General features: G+C 57.7%; 18 protein-coding genes and 1 pseudogene. 7 read left to right on the top strand and 12 right to left on the bottom strand.

The genetic code is table 11. The annotated features are described in order from the left end of the window. Positions 1–51 precede the first annotated feature (51 nt). Positions 52–2,010 carry an AsmA family protein gene (locus MHN28_RS06780; protein ID WP_239337352.1) on the top strand — a complete coding sequence of 653 codons (1,959 nt, stop codon included), beginning with the start codon at positions 52–54 and terminating at the stop codon, positions 2,008–2,010. A 56-nt stretch (positions 2,011–2,066) separates the two neighbouring features. On the opposite strand, the gene MHN28_RS06775 is transcribed toward MHN28_RS06780, so the two are convergent. Genes MHN28_RS06775 through MHN28_RS06760 form a run of 4 tightly spaced genes read right to left on the bottom strand, consistent with a single transcriptional unit; the run spans position 2,067 to position 6,617 of the window. After that, the gene (locus MHN28_RS06775) at positions 2,067–3,563 is read right to left on the bottom strand and encodes a phosphomannomutase/phosphoglucomutase (RefSeq protein ID WP_239337351.1); all 1,497 of its coding nucleotides are present in this window, start codon (positions 3,561–3,563) and stop codon (positions 2,067–2,069) included. A gap of 15 nt (positions 3,564–3,578) precedes the next feature. Then, positions 3,579–4,412, bottom strand: a complete 834-nt coding sequence (kdsA, locus tag MHN28_RS06770; protein WP_239337350.1) for a 3-deoxy-8-phosphooctulonate synthase — start codon at positions 4,410–4,412, stop codon at positions 3,579–3,581. Positions 4,413–4,417: 5 nt separating this feature from the next. Continuing rightward, a complete protein-coding gene (locus MHN28_RS06765) occupies positions 4,418–5,980 on the bottom strand; it encodes a capsule biosynthesis protein (RefSeq protein WP_239337349.1) in 1,563 nt (520 codons plus the stop codon). Beyond that, a complete protein-coding gene (locus MHN28_RS06760) occupies positions 5,958–6,617 on the bottom strand; it encodes an ABC transporter ATP-binding protein (protein WP_239337348.1) in 660 nt (219 codons plus the stop codon). Before MHN28_RS06760 ends, MHN28_RS06765 begins: the two co-directional genes overlap by 23 nt. A gap of 227 nt (positions 6,618–6,844) precedes the next feature. Here MHN28_RS06760 and MHN28_RS06755 point away from each other — a divergent pair, with 227 nt between their 5' ends. Together MHN28_RS06755 and MHN28_RS06750 are read left to right on the top strand one after the other, a co-directional pair. Beyond that, positions 6,845–7,432 (top strand): uracil-DNA glycosylase family protein, encoded by a 588-nt coding sequence (locus MHN28_RS06755; protein WP_239337347.1) that lies wholly within the window; start codon positions 6,845–6,847, stop codon positions 7,430–7,432. After that, on the top strand, positions 7,425–8,213 hold the full coding sequence (locus MHN28_RS06750; RefSeq protein WP_239337345.1) for an SseB family protein: 789 nt from the start codon (positions 7,425–7,427) through the stop codon (positions 8,211–8,213). The genes MHN28_RS06755 and MHN28_RS06750 overlap by 8 nt, the downstream gene beginning before the upstream one ends. Positions 8,214–8,266: 53 nt before the next feature. On the opposite strand, the gene yghU is transcribed toward MHN28_RS06750, so the two are convergent. Further along, positions 8,267–9,145: a glutathione-dependent disulfide-bond oxidoreductase gene (gene yghU, locus MHN28_RS06745; RefSeq protein WP_239337343.1), complete on the bottom strand. Its 879-nt coding sequence runs from the start codon at positions 9,143–9,145 to the stop codon at positions 8,267–8,269. A 250-nt stretch (positions 9,146–9,395) separates the two neighbouring features. Between yghU and MHN28_RS06740 the strand changes: the two genes are divergently transcribed. After that, positions 9,396–9,914: a YHS domain-containing (seleno)protein gene (locus tag MHN28_RS06740; RefSeq protein WP_239337341.1), complete on the top strand. Its 519-nt coding sequence runs from the start codon at positions 9,396–9,398 to the stop codon at positions 9,912–9,914. A 55-nt stretch (positions 9,915–9,969) separates the two neighbouring features. Here the strand turns inward: MHN28_RS06740 and MHN28_RS06735 are convergent, their stop codons facing one another. Together MHN28_RS06735 and metF are read right to left on the bottom strand one after the other, a co-directional pair. After that, positions 9,970–10,620, bottom strand: a complete 651-nt coding sequence (locus tag MHN28_RS06735) for a J domain-containing protein (protein ID WP_239337340.1) — start codon at positions 10,618–10,620, stop codon at positions 9,970–9,972. 168 nt (positions 10,621–10,788) lie between these two features. Beyond that, positions 10,789–11,655 carry a methylenetetrahydrofolate reductase [NAD(P)H] gene (gene metF, locus MHN28_RS06730; RefSeq protein ID WP_239337339.1) on the bottom strand — a complete coding sequence of 289 codons (867 nt, stop codon included), beginning with the start codon at positions 11,653–11,655 and terminating at the stop codon, positions 10,789–10,791. A gap of 94 nt (positions 11,656–11,749) precedes the next feature. Here metF and MHN28_RS06725 point away from each other — a divergent pair, with 94 nt between their 5' ends. Next, the gene (locus MHN28_RS06725) at positions 11,750–12,655 is read left to right on the top strand and encodes a LysR family transcriptional regulator (protein WP_239337675.1); all 906 of its coding nucleotides are present in this window, start codon (positions 11,750–11,752) and stop codon (positions 12,653–12,655) included. 96 nt (positions 12,656–12,751) lie between these two features. Then, a complete protein-coding gene (locus MHN28_RS06720) occupies positions 12,752–13,537 on the top strand; it encodes an inositol monophosphatase family protein (RefSeq protein ID WP_239337338.1) in 786 nt (261 codons plus the stop codon). 55 nt (positions 13,538–13,592) lie between these two features. Here the strand turns inward: MHN28_RS06720 and bhcD are convergent, their stop codons facing one another. The 4 genes and pseudogenes from bhcD to bhcA form a co-directional block, all read right to left on the bottom strand. Beyond that, complete coding sequence (gene bhcD, locus MHN28_RS06715) at positions 13,593–14,579, bottom strand: iminosuccinate reductase BhcD (RefSeq protein ID WP_239337337.1); 987 nt, start codon at positions 14,577–14,579, stop codon at positions 13,593–13,595. Between the two features lie 15 nt (positions 14,580–14,594). Further along, positions 14,595–15,758 (bottom strand): annotated as a pseudogene (bhcC, locus tag MHN28_RS06710) (3-hydroxy-D-aspartate aldolase BhcC). 11 nt (positions 15,759–15,769) lie between these two features. Beyond that, positions 15,770–16,741 carry a beta-hydroxyaspartate dehydratase BhcB gene (bhcB, locus tag MHN28_RS06705; protein ID WP_239337336.1) on the bottom strand — a complete coding sequence of 324 codons (972 nt, stop codon included), beginning with the start codon at positions 16,739–16,741 and terminating at the stop codon, positions 15,770–15,772. 11 nt (positions 16,742–16,752) lie between these two features. Beyond that, positions 16,753–17,943 carry an L-aspartate--glyoxylate aminotransferase BhcA gene (gene bhcA / locus MHN28_RS06700; protein WP_239337335.1) on the bottom strand — a complete coding sequence of 397 codons (1,191 nt, stop codon included), beginning with the start codon at positions 17,941–17,943 and terminating at the stop codon, positions 16,753–16,755. Between the two features lie 192 nt (positions 17,944–18,135). Between bhcA and MHN28_RS06695 the strand changes: the two genes are divergently transcribed. Then, positions 18,136–18,966 carry an IclR family transcriptional regulator gene (locus MHN28_RS06695; RefSeq protein ID WP_239337334.1) on the top strand — a complete coding sequence of 277 codons (831 nt, stop codon included), beginning with the start codon at positions 18,136–18,138 and terminating at the stop codon, positions 18,964–18,966. A 7-nt stretch (positions 18,967–18,973) separates the two neighbouring features. Here MHN28_RS06695 and MHN28_RS06690 read toward each other — a convergent pair whose 3' ends face one another. Then, positions 18,974–19,717 carry a rhomboid family intramembrane serine protease gene (locus tag MHN28_RS06690; protein WP_239337332.1) on the bottom strand — a complete coding sequence of 248 codons (744 nt, stop codon included), beginning with the start codon at positions 19,715–19,717 and terminating at the stop codon, positions 18,974–18,976. Between the last annotated feature and the right edge of the window lie 35 nt (positions 19,718–19,752).

Below are 19,752 nucleotides of genomic sequence, written 5' to 3'. Positions count from 1 at the left end.
GCAGGATTTGGATGATCTTTTTAAACGCATGAAAAAGGCGGAGAGCAGAAAATGAAGTGGCTATTGCGCATCCTCTTCCTGTTGGTGGCGGTTTTCGGCTTGGTCGTGGGGGCCTTGCTGCTGATGCCCGGCGACAAGCTGGCCGCGATTCTGGCAGAACAGGTCCGCGCCCAGACAGGTCGTGATCTGAAGCTGTCGGGGGACGTGAACCTTTCATTCTGGCCCGTATTGGGGATGGAGACGGGTCCCGTAACATTTGGAAACGCACCCTGGGCTGGTCCGGAACCGATGCTGAGCGCCGAAAGCCTGGCCGTCGGGGTTGATGCGGCAGCTCTGATCTCAGGGGATTTGCGCATCAAACGGGTGATCGCCGATAACCCTGTTCTGCGACTGGAGCTTTCTGACGGTCGTGGAAACTGGGAACTTTCAGCGCCCGCATCGTCGGCCGTCCCCGCGACCTCTGCAAGTGGCGCAACGCCGCAAGAGCAGCAGGGCGAAGTGACGCTGGATCACCTGAAGCTAACAAATGCGCGCTTGGTTTACATTGAAAACGGTGCGACCAAATTTGACTTTGCCAATGTCGATCTGGCGGCCAGTTGGCCTGATGTTTCAGCGCCATTGGACGTGAAGGCGAAATTGGCAGTGCCGGGCGGTGACGTCGATGTGGACCTCAAGATCCAGGATTTACCGGCCTATGCATCGGGCGTCGTAACGCCGCTTGCGCTGACTCTGACTGCGCCCGGTGGAAGGTTCAGCTTCGACGGCCGCGTCAATCTGGCCGGCGAAATGGATGGCAAACTGAGTGCCAAAACAACAAACACGGAACGCATGCTGGCCGCCTTTGGTCAGGCCGGTGTCGGGGTGCCTTTGGGTCTGGGGCGCGCGGCTGATGTGGCAGGGCAGATGACCTATACCAGCGATGGTCGGATCTCGCTGCGGAACATGGTGGCGCTGTTGGACAATAACCGTTTGACCGGAGAGGCGGATATCGTGATCTCTGACCCGCCGCGAATCACAGCGCGATTGGATGGCGGGGACCTTGATCTTGCCAATTTCAACGATACGCAGGCTGCCGCCGGTGGTGGGACGGCATCTGCGTCTGCGCCCGACGAAGGCTGGTCTACCACCCCGATTGATGCGTCTGCGCTGGCTTTGGCGAATGGTAAAATTCGCCTCAAGGCCAATTCCATTGCTGTGCCGGGGCTGACGCTGGGTCCCAGTGATCTGACGCTAAACCTTGATCGGTCCCGCGCAGTACTTGCGATGAACCCCGCCACATTGTTCTCAGGCCATCTCACCGGTCAGGTGGTCGCCAACAATCGGAACGGGTTGTCTGTTGGCGGCAACCTCAAGGCCGATGGTATCGATATCCAGCAAGCTCTGTCCGCCCTGGGTGGGATTGAACGCTTGTCCGGTACCGGATCGGGATCGTTCGAGTTTCTGGGCATCGGACAAACCGAAGACCAGATCATGCGCTCGCTGAGCGGCAAAGGTGGTCTGAATGTCGGCAGAGGGTTGATCTCGGGGTTCGACCTGGATCGCCTGATGGGGCGCGGTGGGGGAGAAGGGGGTACCACCGTATTCAACAGCCTGTCCGCCAGTTTCACCATCGATCAGGGGGTGCTGCGGAATGATGACCTGTTGATGTCGCTGGATAACTTCCGGGCTGACGGGACCGGGCGGGTTGGAATCGGAAACCGCGATATCGACTATCTGTTCACGCCGGTCGCGCTGCGGGCGAATTCGGGCAACGGAATCTCGGTGCCGGTGCGCATAGTGGGACCGTGGAGCAATCCGTCGATCAAGCCGGATCTGACCAAAGTCATCGAAGCGGCGGCTGAGGGAAAGGCCAAAGAGCTTGAGGATGAAGCAAAGCAAAAGGTCTTTGAAAAGGTCGGTGAGGAACTGGATACGACGATCACTGACAGCGAACAGATCGAAGACGCCATCAAGAATAAACTGGAAGAAGAAGTGAATAAGGGGCTCTTGAAGCTGTTCGGCGGCAACTGAAGCGCACCGTCGGATTAGTGTTTCGGGGCAGTGGATGCCCCGAAAAGCCGTATGGCTCAGATGGTTTGATCGTAGTCGCCGACGCCCGGCTCGGTACGTATGACAGCATCGATATCGGCAAAGATCGCGCGCATTTCTTCGTCGCTTTCGCTGCTTTCGCAAACGACAACAAGATTGGGCGTGTTCGACGACGCCCGCACCAGCCCCCAGCTGCCATTGTCCAGAATGACACGGGCACCGTTGACGGTGACGACCTCTTTGATCGCGCGACCGGCGAAGGTGTCTCCGGCGTCCGCCTTGGCCACCAGTTTGTCGACCAGCCGTTTGAGGATGTCGTACTTCTCGGTATCGGCAGCATAAGGCGACATGGTCGGCGTTGACCATGTTTTCGGCAAGGCCTTTCGTAGGTCCGACATGCTTTTGTCCGGGTTGCGGTCCATCAGCTTGCAGATCTCAACCGCAACACGCATTCCGCAGTCGTAGCCGCGCCCGATAGGCTCAGCCAGAAAGTAGTGGCCCGACTTCTCAAAACCCGCCAGCGCGTTGATCTCTTTGACCCGGCGCTTCATGTGGCTGTGGCCGGTTTTCCAGTAGTCCGCTTTGACGCCATGCGCCTGCAATTCAGGGTCGCTGGCGAACAGGCCGGTTGATTTGACGTCTGCCACAAATGTTGAATTGGGATACAGCTTGGCCAGATCGCGGGCCATGATCACGCCAACCTTGTCGGCAAATATCTCTTCCCCTTCGTCATCCACAACGCCGCAACGGTCGCCGTCGCCATCAAACCCCAGCGCCAGATCGGCGCCGCTGGATTTCACGGTATCGGCCATGTCATGAAGCATTTCCATGGCTTCGGGGTTGGGGTTATAGTTGGGGAAGGTGTAGTCCAGCCGGTTATGGCTTGGCACCACTTCGACGCCCATGCGTTCGAAAATTTCGGGTGCAAAGGCCGAAGCTGTTCCGTTGCCGGTGGCGCAGACGACTTTCAGAGGGCGGGACATTTTGAAGTCGCCGACAAGATCGTTGATGTAGGCTTCTTTGACACCGTCCACGAACTCATACGATCCGCCTTCATGGGCTGAGCCTTCACCGTTCAGAACGATGTCACGCAGTTCCGACATCTCGTCCGGGCCGTGGGTCAACGGGCGGTCAAAACCCATCTTGACCCCGGTCCAGCCGTTCGGATTGTGGCTGGCTGTAACCATGGCCACCGCAGGCACATCCAGATGGAATTGCGCAAAGTATGCCATCGGGCTGAGCGCCGGGCCAATATCCTTGACCTGAATACCGGCCTGCATCAACCCAAGGATCAGCGCGTTTTTGATCGCCAGCGAGTAATCCCGATAGTCGTTGGCAACTGCGATCACCGGCTCGATTCCACGTTTGCGCATCTGTGTGCCCAAACCCAATCCAAGCGCAGTCATGCCGGGCAGGTTGATCTCTTCGGGGTACTTCCAGCGCGCGTCATATTCGCGGAACCCGGTCGGTTTGATCATGGGGTCGCGCAGAAAGCTCCAGGTGTTCGGAGTCACCTCGGGGATTGGTTTATTCATAACTATTGCTCTTGATTAAATCTCAATCGGATTGGCCTTGGCCAATGCATCAAAGCGCATCAATGTGTCAATGAGTTGAGGCATTTGATCCAAGTATATCATGTTTGGCCCGTCGCATGGGGCGTTATCCGGATCCTGGTGTGTTTCCATGAAGACCGCACCCGTGCCGACAGCAACGGCCGCCCGCGCCATGACCGGTGCAAATTCTCTTTGCCCGCCCGAGGAACCGCCTTGCCCGCCGGGTTGCTGCACGGAGTGGGTGGCATCCATCACCACAGGGTAACCTGTCTTCGCCATTTGAGGCAGGGACCGCATGTCGGCAACCAAAGTGTTGTAGCCGAAGGAAGACCCCCGCTCGGTCAGCAGGATATTCGTGTTCCCGGTGCTTTCTATCTTGGTCACGATATTGGGCATTTCCCACGGGGCCAGGAACTGACCCTTTTTGACGTTGATAACAGCGCCCGTGTTTCCAGCTGCCAGCAACATGTCTGTCTGACGGCACAGGAAGGCCGGGATTTGCAAGACATCCACTGCTTCGGCTGCGATGGCGCATTGGGCTTCGGTATGGACGTCCGTCAGCACCGGGATGCCCATGGTTTTCCGGATGTTATCCAGAACCGTTAGCCCAGCGTCGATCCCCATGCCGCGCTTTCCGGACAGAGATGTACGGTTGGCCTTGTCGTAGGAGGCTTTGAACACATACTGCGCACCTGCTGCGTCGCAGGCCTCTTTCATTTTTCCAGCGATCATCTGCGCATGATCTGCGGTTTCAAGCTGGCAGGGGCCGGCGATGATCGTCAGAGGCAGATCATTGCCGACCGTGAGATCGGAGATTTTTACATGTTTCATGTGTCTTACGAGGATACCTGTTCACGAAGGACCGACGCGGTAAGCGAGATCAACAGGTAGATACCAGCAAACAACAGAAAAGCCAAAATCGTATTTTCGAACTTGCGCGGATAGGTGGGTTCCTGACTTGGCACGGGCTTCACCGACACGGTCAGGTAGCGCACTTTGCGGTTTGCTTCGGTCCGCGTGGTTTCCATTTGCTGCATGGCGGTCTGCAACATCATGTCCCTTGCGACAAGGTCGGCCTGCGCCATTTGAATCCGCACACTAAGCCGGGCCAGCGAGTTTTCGCCGGCAGACACGTCCAGCATTTCCGCGTTGAGCTCTTCCAGCACGGCTTCAAGGCGTGAGATATCCGCGCGGGCACCGTCGACCTTCGCTTGGTTGGGGCGCCTGTTGTCCAGCAGCGCGGCAAGTTGAAGCTCTTTGTCCTGCAGCTGGGTTTCGATGCCGTTAATGCGGCCGCGAAGGCCGGCAATAACGTTTTCCGGGTCCAAAAGAGCGCCTTGCAGTTGAAGCTCAATAAGGTCTTCCTGTGCATTTTTCCGTTCTTCTTGTGCCATTTCGAAACTGGCCAAAGCTTCGCGCATTTGATCTTCGCGCTTTAATTCGGACAGACCGTTGATCGTTTCTTCGGCGTAAGACAGAAGACGGTCCGAGATGGCAACCGCGATGTCCGGAGCCGGTGCCGCGACCTCCATTCGGATGATGCCGTCGCTTGGGTCGTACCCGATCGTAATCATCCGCTTGTACAGCTTGTACGTTTCTTCCAGCGTCGCGTCGGGCGAAAGGCGCTGGATCGGATCAATCCACTGCTGTTTGAAGATTTCTGCAAAGCCCATATCGCGCTCAAGCCTCAGTAACGCGTCTTTGGATTCCAGAAACTCCTGCGTTGCCACGGAATCCTGCGCGGTTGCGTACTGGGTGCCTGCCAGAAAACCGCCGAAGGATGCGCCAGCACCGTCAGCCTGAAGGATCGAGAAAGCAGAGTCGCTGGCATACATGGGTGTCGCCAGACGGTAGAAGTAAATCCCGACGATCAGCGTGGGCAGGAACACGAACACAGCCAGTCGCGCGAACAACGCCAACAGTTTGCGACGGCGACGACGCGCGATGTCTTTTCGTATCTGGTCAATTTCGAATTCGCGTCGTTGCGCTGGGGACAGCTCGGGGCCTGGTAGCGTCTGGGCGCCCTCGTTGACCGTTTGCGGCAAGTGAATCTTGATCTTGTCTTCAGCGCTTTTCTTCTCGGTAGCCAGGTCCAACAAGTTCGTGCGCTGAAACGGGTCGATCCCTTTTTTGCGCAGCAGGCGCACCGCATCATAATCCGAGGTTGCTGCAAGGTCGTTTTTCTGAGCCAGCCTGCGCGCCATGCGCAATTGTCGGCCTGTCAGCCCCTCACGCTTGATTGCATCCAGTTCGGTTCCGGGTTGCGGGTCGTTGGCCGCAGCAGGCGGCTGAGTTGCCTTGCGAATGCGCGAGATCGCGTCGGCGCGGGCCTCTGCAGTGCCTTCGCTACGGCGTTTGCGACGCCAGTTGTAAATTCTAGCCTTGGGTTTGGTAGTCATATAGCTGCTTTGCCTCTTCCAAGGTGTCGAACATGTGAAGCTGCCCATCTACAAGAACAGCAGCCTGTCGCGCAAATTTTTCCAAAACGTCGGGGCTGTGCGACACGATCACCAGCGTCGTCGTGCGCAACTTTTCCCTAAGGACGTCGCCAGCTTTTCTGTTGAAATCGACATCTGTCGAGGCCGGCATACCCTCGTCAATCAGATACATGTCGAAATCCAGCGCCAGCATCAACGCAAAGGTAAAACGCCCCTTCATACCGGACGAATACGTGGCAAGCGGTTGGTTGAAGTACTCTCCTAAGTTGCAGAGCCAGCTACAGTACGCTTCGACATAGTCAGGGTCCATGCCGTAGATTTTGGCGATGTAACGCGCGTTTTCCAGTGCCGACAGATTATTCGCGACCCCACCGGAAAAGCCCATCGGGAACGAGACTTTGCAGGACTTTCGAATCACGCCCTCATCCGGTTTCTCCAGCCCGGCCATCATGTTGATCAGCGTTGTTTTCCCGGTGCCATTGGGAGCAAGAATGCCGATCGAGCGGCCCAGCTCGATCCGGAACGAGACATTGTCCAGGATCACCTTGCGGCGCGTTCCGGTCCAGAAGGACTTACTGACATTCTCAAACTCAAGCATTTGCGCCTGCTGCCTGTACCTGTGTTGTGCCGAATGCACCGACAAATGAGTGGTTATCCTACGCGTTTATATAGGCCACATTATGTCGAATAACGAAGCGTATGATCAATGCATCCAAAAGCTGGCTGTTGGCAATGTGACTTTTTCATGTGTTGGCCCCGTGCCCTGCGATGACTATCTTTCACTCTGACCGTCAACCAGTTTGAAGCACTAATCCTTGCGATCCGATGAATTCACTCCAGAAAGAAATCGCATCCTGTCGCCTCTGCGCTGATCGGTTTGCCGCAACAGAGACTGCGCACGAACCGCGCCCTGTGGTCTGGTTTCGGTCCGGAACGCCGATTTTGATTGCGGGCCAGGCGCCTGGTGCGCGTGTGCATGTGTCTGGGCGGCCGTTTACCGATCCGTCAGGGGATCGCTTGCGGGACTGGCTAGGGATCGATGAGGCCGTGTTTTACAACAGGTCGTTGGTTTCGATTGTGCCGATGGCGTTCTGTTTTCCGGGCTATGATGCCCGTAAGGCAGATTTGCCACCGCCCACAGTCTGTGGGCAGACGTGGCATGACAAGGTGTTGCAAACGCTTGGGGATGTACGCTTGACGATTCTGATTGGCGGGCACGCTCACAAGTATCATCTGAACGCCCGTACCTCAGTCACGGAAACCGTTCGGAACTGGCGGGACCATGCGCCGCGCGTCTTTGCCTTGCCTCATCCGTCGTGGCGGAATACGGCATGGATGAGGAAAAACCCGTGGTTCCAAGCCGACCTTCTGCCGGTATTGCGCGCCCGGGTGCAAGAGGTTCTGAATGACTGAAGCCACAGCTCTGGATGCCGCCCACGCCGCGATGGAGGCTAACCCGCAGGACGATGCCGCGCGACTGCGTTTTTTCGAACGGCTGGCCGACAGCGAATTGTTCCTGATGCTGACCGAAGAGGCGAAGGACGAGAATATCTCGCCCGAATTGTTCGACGTTGCCGACGGGCGTTTTGTGTTGGTCTTTGATCGAGAAGACCGGCTGGCGCGGTTTGCCGAACGCCCGGTGCCGTACGTCGCGCTGTCCGGGCGGGTGCTGTCTTCGATGCTGTCGGGGCAGGGGATCGGGTTGGGTTTGAACCTTGAGGTCGCACCGTCATCAATGCTGATCCCGTCCGAGGCGCTGGGCTGGTTGGCTGAGACGTTGCAGCACGGACCAGAAGAGGTGCAACAGCGGCTGGAGGAGTTTCTGGCTCCGGCCGGATTGCCTGACAATCTGCTGACCGCGTTGGACGCAAAGCTTGCCACGGCGGTTGGATTGGCCGACGCGGCTTATCTGGTTGGGACCAAAACAAAGGGTGGTGGGTCAGGTCATCTGCTCGGTTTTGTCGGGGCGGTCGAGGGCGCGGAGGCAGCGCTTGCCAAAGCGGCATCCGAGGCACTGACATTTTCCGGGATCGAGGCAGGGGCCATGGATGTCGGGTTTTTCCCTCCGAATGATCCGGTTGCCGCATCACTGGCGCGCGTTGGATTGCGTTTCGATCTACCGCAGCCCGAGGTGCGCGTTGCCACGCAGACGATACCGGGCAGCGATCCGGAAAAACCGCCCATTCTAAAATAGGATCTGGAAAACAAATCGCCCCGCGACCGGTAGTGTGCAGGGCGATTGAGTGTTTACTCCGCAGCCGCTTCCAGTTTGTCTTGCGTGCGGGTTTCGAAGTCTGTGGCCTCGTGGCGTTCGTGCAACTGGGTATGCGGCTCGCCGAACGCGCGGTTGACCATCCGTCCGCGCTGTACTGCCGGGCGGGCGTCGATGGCCTTGGCCCAACGCATGATGTTCTTGTAGGATTCGACGTCCAGGAACTCTGCTGCGCTGTAAAGACGGCCCAGTACCAATTGGCCATACCACGGCCAGATCGCCATGTCGGCAATCGTGTAGTCTTCGCCCGCGATGTACGTCTTGTTGGCCAGTTCGCGGTCCAGAACGTCCAGCTGGCGTTTGGCCTCCATGGCAAACCGGTTGATTGGGTACTCCCATTTTTCCGGCGCATAGGCGTAGAAATGGCCAAATCCACCGCCCAGATAGGGCGCGCTGCCCATTTGCCAGAACACCCAGTTCATGACTTCCGTGCGTTCCGGACCGGATTTGGGCAGGAAAGCGTCGAACTTCTCGGCCAGATGGAACAGGATCGAGGCGCTTTCGAAAACACGGGTCGGTTCGTCACCCGACCGGTCCCACAGCGCAGGAATTTTTGAGTTCGGGTTGGCCCCGACAAAACCCGAGCTGAACTGATCGCCTTCGCCGATATTGACCAGCCAGGCATTGTATTCGGCGCCTTCGTGACCCAAAGCCAGCAGTTCTTCCAGCATCACGGTCACTTTGACACCGTTAGGTGTGGCCAGAGAATAAAGTTGCAGCGGGTGACGACCGACCGGCAGGTCCTTGTCGTGGGTGGCTCCGGCAATCGGGCGGTTGATGTTGGCGAATTGGCCGCCGTTCTGGCTGTCCCATGTCCAGACCTTTGGGGGCGTATAGGTCGGTTGCTCGCTCATTTCTTGCCTTTCTTAGCAAAGTGCAGGTGAATTGTCCGTCCGTCACAACAGCTAATGTTGCAAAGCGCCGAGTCCAACCCCCAACTCAGAGGCCGTTTTGTAACAAACCACATCCGACATCTCACGTTTTCTCATTCGTCGTCACAGCGCCGCGAGCGGGACTGCGCATCAAATCGAAATCACCTATTGTCTGATCAGACCCGCTCGTACGGGCAAATCAACAACCCAAAGGACAAAAGGATTGACCACCATGAAACGTTTTGCCCTGATCGTAGCTGCGGCGATGACCCTTGCTGCTCCGGCCTTTGCCGGAGATCAGTATGTGGATGGTACCGGCTATGCAGTATCCGGTTACGATGTCGTCGCCTATCGCAGCCTGGATCAGGTTCCGGTCGGTCAGTCGCAGCCTGAAGGCGTGCGTGGCAGTGCCAACATCACCGCAGATTACAATGGCGCCACCTGGGCGTTTTCGACCGAAGAGAACCGCGATAAATTCCTGGAAAACCCGGCCTATTACGCCCCGCAATATGACGGGCATTGCGCATACGGTGTGTCGAAAGGCGGCAAGGTTCCGGCAAACCCGAACCTGTGGCGCATAGTGGATGACAAGCTGTACTTGAACATCACCGATGTTGTTGTCGGCTTTTGGGAAGAAGACGTCCCGGGCAACATCGATATCGCCGAAGGCAACTGGCCCGGCATCGAACCTGATGGCGCATCGACCAGCGTAATCCCAAAATTCACTTCGGAAGGTCCTGTGACAAACTAAGTGGCCACTCACGCGCCCAAAGCCCGGCTGGACCACAGTCGGGCTTTTTTGATGATTAGTGCGTCAACCAGAACTCATCGCGCATCTGCTGGTCGGCATCGAAACGAATCCGAACGCTTTTAGCGCCAGGGAATGTACGGGCCGTTATGGCATCGGGAACAACAACCTCGCCACCGCCAGAGTTATTTGACTGGAAATTCAGGACTTCGGTTTCCGTCCGACGCGACCCTGCCAGAACCGAAGTTGGCAGAGCTACGCGATTTGCCCCCTGATAGACCGGTGTGGAAACAAAGAACGTCACGTGGCGGCCGAAAAAGCCGACCGCATCGGGAATGTGATCGGATTTGCACAATTGATCTGGATTCGACGGTTCGGTTTCGTCGCTTCTGTCTGGCAGTGCTTTGTTCAGCAGTGCGCGACAGGCGTCGATGTCGGTAGCTTCAAGGGTGATCACGCGTCTACGCAATTTCGGGCGCCGCGGTTTTCCCGCCCCTGCGCCTTTGCCCGTCAACCCTTCCTTGCGCAGAAGGTCATAGGCCTCTTTGGCGCGGGCAAATCCAGAGCAGTCGCCGTCCGCCTGATCAGGATGCCCATGGAACGCAATATTCCGCCACGCATTTCTGATGTCATCTGAACTGGCGCTTTGATCCAACCCCAGAGCAAACAACGCGTCTGTACGGGCCCTGATCTTTTCAGCGGTTTCCATACCCATTTAACTCATTAAAACACTACACAACCCCAGTTTCCGGAGGGTTGTGAATTTGTCAAATTTCACGCGAAATTGAAGTAACTACAGGAACAATTTCAGTCGTGCGCAGGGATTGTTTTCGGAGCATGAGGCGACAAAACGGCTTGATATTGGCCCATTGTCAGATCAGGCGACATTCTGCAAATCGGCTCGTGGCGTGATGCCAAGGGCAAAGCACACATCACGCGTCAGTTCAGGCCGGTTCAGCGTGTAGAAATGCAGCTTGTCCACGCCGCCCTCGATCAGATCCGAGCACAACTCGGTGCACAGCGCGGTGGCCAGCAAATCCTCGCGGTCGTCGCGTACGGCCTTCTCAAACGCCTGCTCGACCCAGGAAGGAATGCGCGTGCCACAGCGTTTGGCGAAGTTGCGCGCGCCCTTCCAGTTCTCGATCGGAAGAATGCCGGGCACGATGGGTTTATCGATACCAGCCTTCTCGCAGGCATCACGGAACCGGAAGAAGGTCTCGGCCTCGAAGAAGAACTGGGTCAGAGCCTCATCAGCGCCTGCATCCAGCTTGGCCTTGAGCCAGTCGATATCCGCGCTGGAATTTTGCGCCTCGGGGTGAATGTCGGGATACGCGCCGACGCGAATGCTGAACATCTCTGTCTCTGCCAGGGCAGAGATCAACTCGACCGAGCTTGCAAAACCATCTGGGTGCGGCTCGAAACGGTCCTGACCGCTGGGCGGATCGCCGCGCAGGGCTACGATGTCCTGAACGCCGGCCCGCGCGAACGAATCCGCGATTTCAAGCGTTTCCTGACGGGATGCATCGACACAGGTCAAATGCGCCGCAACCGGCAGACCCGAGGATTTGTGCAGGGTCGCCACCGCGTCGCGCGTCAGCTCCCGCGTCGTGCCACCTGCGCCGTAAGTCACCGAGACAAAGCGAGGCTCAAGCGGGGCAAGCGTCTGAACGGTATCCCAAAGGCGGAATGAAGCCTCGAGTGTCTTGGGCGGGAAGAACTCGAATGAAATTTCTGGTTTAGTCATCTCGGCCTCACGTGTCTGGTTCAAGGACCTTGTGCCAGCTTCTGCATTGTGAGACAAACTCATAATATTCAAGAACAACATGAGCGCCACTGCGATGCACATCGAATTCCGCCATTTGCGAACCATCAAGGCGATCCACGAATGCGGTGGGCTGGCCCGCGCGGCGGATCAGTTGAACATCACACAATCCGCGTTGAGCCATCAGATCAAAGGATTGGAAGATCAGGCCGGGGTTGAGTTGTTCCTGCGCCGGTCCAAGCCGATGAAACTGTCTGCCGCCGGGTTGCGATTGCTTCGTCTGGCGGAACAGATTCTGCCGCAAGTCGAGGCGACACAACAGGAATTCTCGTCACTGCGAGACGGGAGAACGGGGCGGATGCACATCGCCATCGAATGCCATGCCTGTTTTGAATGGCTTTTCCCGGTGCTTGAATCTTTTCGGAAGTCCTGGGGCGATGTGGATGTCGATATCCGGCCGGGCCTGGCCTTCGACGCGCTGCCGGCCCTGCAGAAAGAAGAGGTTGATCTGGTCGTTTCGTCCGATCCCGAAGACCTGCCGGGCATCGAATTCATCGAACTGTTCGACTATGACGCCGTCTTTGTCGCCGCGTCGTCGCACCTTCTGGCGCAGAAAGAGTACATCGATGCCGAAGATTTCAGGGGGCAGACCCTGATTACTTACCCGGTCGAACGGACACGCCTTGACGTTTTCAGTCAGTTGCTGATCCCTGCGCGGGTTGAACCGGCCGCAATCAGGCAAGTTGAGTTGACCGCAGTGATCCTTTTGCTGGTCGCCTCAAACCGCGGCATTTCGGTGTTGCCCGACTGGGTTGTGCGCGAGGTGAAGTACAATTCGGACTACGTCACCCGCCCACTGACCGAAAACGGGATCACCCGCAGTCTTTATGCTGCGGTGCGTACCGAGGACCTTGAAAAACCCTATGTGCAAGAGTTGATCCAACTGGCCGGGACCGAGGCGCGCAAGCTGCAACAGCAATAGGCGCAAAACGCGGGTCTGCTATGCGCATCATTCCTCTTGGCAAGGGCGCATTGCCCCAGTATACGCGCGGTTTGACCGGACAGGAGCCTTTGGACAATGGTTGGCAGTGCAAATCTCAACATCATGATCAAAGCCGCGCGCAAGGCGGGGCGTTCTTTGGTCAAGGATTTTCGTGAAGTCGAGAACCTGCAGGTGTCGATGAAAGGCGCAGGAGACTTTGTCTCGAAAGCCGATATCGCCGCCGAGGCGATCCTGAAAGAAGAGCTTCTGGGCGCGCGCCCGACCTATGGCTGGCTGGCCGAAGAAGGTGGCGTGATTGAGGGCGAAGACCCGACCCGCCGCTGGATTGTTGATCCTTTGGACGGCACCACGAACTTCCTGCACGGCCTGCCGCACTGGGCGATCTCGATTGCGCTGGAACACAAGGGCAAGATCGTCGCCGGTGTGATCTACGATGCCGCCAAGGACGAGATGTTCTTCGCCGAAAAGGGCGAGGGCGCATGGATGAACGACATGCGTATCCGCGTTTCGGGCCGTCATCGCATGATCGAGTCGATCTTTTCGACCGGTCTGCCCTTTGGTGGACGCTCGGATCTGCCCGCGACCCTGCAGGATCTGGCCCGCCTGATGCCCGCCTGTGCGGGTGTACGCCGTTGGGGTGCCGCTGCGCTGGATATGGCTTATGTGGCAGCGGGCCGTTACGAGGGTTTCTGGGAACGCCGCCTGAACGCCTGGGACCTTGCCGCTGGTATCATCATCGTCAAAGAAGCGGGCGGCTTTGTTCAGGCGCTGAACCCCGAAGGCAGCGTGCTGGAAGATGGCGAAGTGATCTGTTCGAACGAGCCGATTTTTGACCAGTTCGCCAAGGTGATCCGGGGCTGATTGTTCAGTAAATCTGGTAGGTAAGCGCGCCCCGATCGAGGCGCGCTTTTTCGTTTCAGAGGGTAGCGCGTTGAGCCAGCCCGGCTTCATCGGCCAGACGCGCGGCGACGGATGCAACCGCTAGGTCCTGCAACCCGACGCCAGTTCCGTCGAACAGGGTGATCTCGTCTTCACTGGTTCGCCCGGGGTGGTCGCCGTTTATGACGGCCCCAATGGGCGTGATCTGAGTTTCGCTCAACGCGCCCGCGCCGATGGCATGTTGCGCTTCCCCGATGGACACGGATTGGGCAACCTCGTCCGTAAAGACAGTGGCTGTGGCGACCAGCACCGGGTCGACCTCTTTCTTTCCCTTGGTATCCGTGCCCATGCAGGCCAGATGCGTACCTGGTTTGATCCAGTCTTTCTCCAAAAGCGGCTCGAATGCCGACGTGATCGTGATGATAACATCCGCTTTGGCACCCAGCTCTTGCTGGCTGACAGCTTCGAACTCCAACCCGATATCCTCGGCAACCGCTGCCAGTCGGGGCAGCATGTCTGGGTGTGGGTTCCAGGCAATGACCTTCTCAAAGTCACGCTGCTCGGCGGCAGCGCGCAATTGGAAGGTCGACTGATGTCCGGCGCCAACCATGCCCAGAACTTTGGCATCCTTCCGGGCTAGGTGCGCGATGGATACCGCAGAAGAGGCCGCCGTCCGCACCGCCGTTAGATAGTTGCCGCCCACCAGAGCGGACAGCTGTCCGGTATCGGGGTCGAACAGAAATACCGTGGATTGGTGATTTGTCAGACCATGCTCGGCATTGCCCGGCCAATAACCACCGGACTTTACTCCAAGCACCTGACCATCCCGGTCGAACCCCGATTTGAAGCCGTACAGAGCGTTGGCATAGCCCAACGCCTCACGTACAACCGGAAAGTTCCTGGCTCCACCGCTGGCCATCGCGCCAAAGACGGCTTGGACAGCGTCAAAGGCTTGTTCGCGACCCACCAGTTGTTCGCACAGGTCCTCGCCTACGATCAGCAGGCCGTCGGTTTGCGTGTTCATGGCATCCCTCATCGATCAATAGGCCTTGCCGCGGGCAGAAACAGGCCACAGAGTTTCGACCTTGCCGTCCCGCACGCCCACATACCAATCGTGGACATTGCAGGTGGGGTCACAGTGCCCGGGCACCAGTCGCAGTTTATCATTCACCTTCAGAACGCCATTCGGATCGCCGATTACGCCGTGCTCGTCCGAACACTTAAGGTATTCCACGTCATCGCGCCCGTAGATGAAGGGCAGGCCGCTATCGACCGACTGTGCTTTGAGGCCTGCGTCACAGATCGCCTTGTCGGCTTTGGCGTGGCTCATGACGCTGGTCAGAATGAACAGCGCGTTTTCCCATTCGCCCTGATCGATCCGTTTGCCGTCCTCGTCCAGAATACGACCATAATCCGCATCCATGAAAGCGTAAGAGCCGCATTGTAGTTCGTTGTAAACACCCGAATTGCTTTCGAATTAATACGACCCGGTTCCACCGCCCGAAACCAGTTCACATTCGATGTCTTCAGCCTTCAGGCCCTCGACCGCATCCTTGACCATCGCAATGGCTGTATCCAGCTTTTCCTTGCGTGCTTTATAGGTGTCGAGGTGCTGCATCGCGCCCTGATAAGCCTGAATGCCGGTGAATTTCAGGTTTGGGGCGGCTTCGATTGCCTTAGCGATTTCGATAACTGCCGGAGTTGTGGTCACTCCGCAGCGGCCGGCACCACAATCGATCTCGACAAAGACTTCCAGTTCGGTGCCGTGTTTGATGGCGGCTGCTGACAGATCGGCAACATTGTCAACATCGTCGACACATACGATAGTACGAGCACCAAGCTTTGGCAGTTGCGCCAGACGGTCGATTTTGGCCGGGTCTCGGACTTGGTTGGACACCAGGATGTCCTTGATGCCGCCACGGGCAAACACTTCGGCCTCGGACACCTTATGACAGCAAACGCCAATCGCGCCGCCAAGTTCTTCCTGCAGCTTCGCCACGTCGACCGACTTGTGCATCTTGCCGTGCACCCGATGGCGCATGCCGTGGGCCTTGGCGTATTCCCCCATCTTCTTAATGTTCCGCTCCAGCGCATCCAGATCGAGGATCAGGCACGGGGTCTGGATTTGGCTCTCGTCCATGCCGATGGCGGCAGGAATGTCGAACCCAACGTCCAGTTCGTTGATGTTTACGGGTTTGTTCATATCGTTCCTCCTTACCCTTTCAGCCAGGGTAGTTTGTCCAGATCCACGTTGCCGCCAGTGACGATTACGCCAATGCGCTTGCCGCGGAATACGTCCGGGTTTTTGAGAATGGTCGCGAGGGGCACCGCCGATGACGGCTCCATCACCACGCGCAGGTATTTCCAGGTTAGTTTCATTGCTTGGATGATCTCATCATCAGAGGCGGTGAAGATGTCGGTCACGTTGTTGGACACGAAGTGCCAGGTGTTTTCCTTCAGCGGCACCAGCAGGCCGTCAGCGATAGTTTTCGGCGCGTCATCGGCGATGATGTGCCCGGCCTTGAATGAGCGATACGCGTCATCCGCCTGTTCCGGTTCTGCCGCGTAGATCGCTGTGCTGGGGGACAAGTTTGAAACCGTCAGGCAGGTGCCCGAGACCATGCCGCCGCCTCCGATCGGGGCAATGACCGCATCCAGACCATCGGTCTGTTCCAACAGTTCGGCCGAGCATGTCGCCTGACCGGCAATGACGCGCGGGTCATTATAGGGATGCACAAACTCGCCGCCCGTTCGGGCTTGCACATCTGAGAATGTCGCCTCACGGGATGAGGTCGATGGCTCGCATTCGGTGATCGTGCCGCCATAGCGGCGCACGGCGTCTTTCTTGGCTTGCGGGGCTGTACGCGGCATGACCACGTTACAAGGGATACCCCGTCGACCGGCTGCATAGGACAGAGACAGCGCGTGATTGCCGCTGGAATGCGTACAAACGCCTTTCTCTGCGATATCGTCGCCGAGGCCGAACACGGCGTTGCTGGCACCGCGTACTTTGAAGGCTCCGGCCTCCTGAAAGTTCTCGCATTTGAAGAAGAGTTGCGCGCCGGTCAGATCGTTCAGATAGTCCGACACCATAACCGGGGTGCGCCGAATATGGGGTTTGATACGCTGGTGCGCGATGCGCATGTCCTCAATCGTCAGGTCTGCGGCGGGTGTGTGATCCAACATCTTCATCCTCCTCAGGCTGCCGCTTTGGCATGGTCAGATGGGCCTGTGCGATAGTAGTCCTGCGCGGCGGCAACGCCGCTTCCCAATGCGATCGGGTAATTCAGATCAGCCATCGCCATCTCGATCGTGCTGAGCCCGGACAGGACCATCACATCCGTCAGACTGCCCGGATGACCGATGCGGAACGCCTGACCATTCAACTGACCCAGACCAATACCGAAGGACACACCATAGGCATTAAACGCGTGGTCGGTCAGCACATTGCTGTCAAACCCTTCTGGCACGTAGATCGCACTGACCGTGTCAGAATACACATCGGGCGATTGCGCGACCAGTTTCAGCCCCCACGCATCCACGGCGCGACGCACACCTTCGGCAAGGCGGAAGTGGCGGGCGTAGACGTTGTCGAGCCCTTCTTCGAACAGCATCTTGAGGCTTTCGCGCATACCATAGATCAGTTGCAGCGGCGGCGTATAAGGAAACCCACCCGAGGCATTGGCTGCCATCATGTCATCGAAGTCAAAGAAGGTACGCGGCAGCTTGGCGTTCTTTGTTGCCTCAAGCGCTTTGGGGCTGACGCACAGGATCGCCATGCCGGTGGCCAGCATGAACCCTTTCTGCGAGCCCGACACGGCGATATCGACACCCCAGGTGTCAAACTCGAACGGCATTGAGGCCAAAGAGCTGACGCAGTCGACAAACAGCATCGCCGGGTGATTTTCGGCGTCCATTGCTTGCCGAACGGCGGCAATGTCCGAGCGCACTCCAGTGGCGGTTTCATTATGTGTGACCAGAACAGCGCGAATCTCATGGGCGGTATCTTCGGCGAGTGCAGACTGAAACTGATCCGCCGGGGCACTGGTGCCCCAATCGCATTCGACGATCTGAACGTCCAGCCCGTGCCGTTCACACAGGTCGATCCAGCGGTGGCTGAACACGCCGTAGCGCGCAACCAGAACCTTGTCGCCGGGGCTGAGCGTGTTGGTCACCGCTGCTTCCCACCCGCCAGTGCCACTGGCCGGGAAGGTCACGATTTGTCCGGTTTTGGTGCCGAACACCCTCTTCGTGTCTTCAAGCACGGGCGCAAAGGTTTCGACAAAATCCGGCGCGCGGTGATCCTGCGTCTGTACCTGCATGGCAAGGCGCAACCTGTCGGGGATGTTGGTCGGGCCGGGAATGAAAACCGGGTTTTGGTTGGACATCTCTTGCTTCCTCCGCTCTGGAACAAAGTGTCCGGGAAAAAGCTTGCGCGCGCAATTTTCTTGAAAAATATTTTCATTTTTGCGATTAAATATGCAAACCACTGTATTTACGTTGCTTTCTGTTTTTCATTTGTGGACCCCAAATACACGCGGTTAAGAAAAATTACAGCAGGTGGAAAGGATTGGACGGGAATGGAGGCTCAGAAAAGACCGCGCGGCAGGCCCAAATCCCTGTTCAAGGAAAGCTCGGCCGGGACCATGCAATCGCTGGATCGGGCGTTGGGCGTGCTGACCACGATCGCGCGGCTGGAACGGGCGGCGCTTAGCGATCTGGCCCGCGAGATAGATGTGCCCACGGCGACGACGCACCGCATTCTGGTGACGCTTCAGAAACACGGTTTCGTTGCGTTCGATGATGAGCGGCAGGAATGGATGATCGGGATCGAGGCCTACAGGATGGGCGCGTCGTTCCTGCGGCGCAACAGTGTGCTTGAGATTGGGCGTCCGAACCTGCGACGCCTGATGCAGGACAGTGGAGAAACGGCCAACCTGGCCGTACCGGACGGGGGAGAGGTTGTCTTTGTCGGGCAGGTCGAAACACCAAACCCGATCCGGGCTTTTTTCCCTCCGGGCGCGCGAACTCCGATGTATGCGTCCGGCACGGGCAAGGCGATATTGGCCGCGATGAATGAGGCCGCAGTGAAAAGGGCATTGGGTTCAGCCGAGACGCAGCGGTTCACGGATCATACCCTTGTGACCGAGGATGGGTTGCAATCGGATCTTGCTGAGACGCGCACCCGTGGATGGTCGCATGACCGCGAGGAACGGTATGAAGGTATGTCCTGTATTGGTGCCGTGATTTACAACGATCGCGCGGAACCATGTGTCGGTATCTCAGTGTCTGGTCCCACCGTTCGTTTCGATACAACCCGCGCAAGCGAACTGGGTGAACTGGTTATGGCCGCGGCGCGCGAGATCACGTGGCTGAGCGGTGGACGTATCCCCGATTCAGATGAGACATGATGCGCGCTTACTTTCGGGGAACACGCGGAATCCTTGATTGCGACAGTTTGTATTTGTGTTCGGGGTGCGGAGGGTGCCCGTGTGTGCGACCCCAGAACTCGGGCCCGCCACGCTTTAGCCAAAGGGGAATACATAGGATCAGGCCCACAAAAAAACCGCCCGTATGTGCCCAATAGGCGACGCCACCTTCGTCCGGATTACTGGCGAAGCTGCCCAGAAACTGCATGCCCAGCCAGACGCCGAGCATCACGAAAGCGGGGATTGTGAACACGCGGAAATAGACAATCAGGATCAGCAGAATATCCACGCGGGCTTTCGGGAACATCAGCAGATAGCCGCCCATGACACCAGCGATAGCACCGGAGGCCCCGATGGTCGGCACCACCGAGCCCGGTGCAGTAATGACGTGGATCAGGCCTGCGCCGATTCCGGCAACAACGTAAAACAGCAGAAAGGGCAGGTGACCCATTTCGTCTTCGAGGTTGTCCCCGAAAATCCAAAGGAACAACATGTTCCCGGCCAGGTGCATCCACCCACCATGCAGGAACATCGAGGTTACCAACGTCTCAAAGGCAAAACCGTCGGTGATACGCGCCGGTATGACCGCATAGTCGAAATAGAGCCGGCTGATCAGCTGGGTATTATCCATGATCCCCACATAGCTGAGGAATATCAGGATATTGGCCGCCATCAGCAGATAGACGACATATGGCGTTCGCCCCGAAGGGTTATGGTCACGGATCGGAAACATGGGGGGACGCTGGGCTTTTCCCGGCCCAGCGTCAA

The sequence above is a fragment of the Ruegeria sp. Ofav3-42 genome (assembly GCF_022347725.1).
In the GTDB taxonomy this organism is placed as follows: Bacteria; Pseudomonadota; Alphaproteobacteria; order Rhodobacterales; family Rhodobacteraceae; genus Ruegeria.
This window is presented reverse-complemented; position numbering and strand designations above follow the sequence as displayed.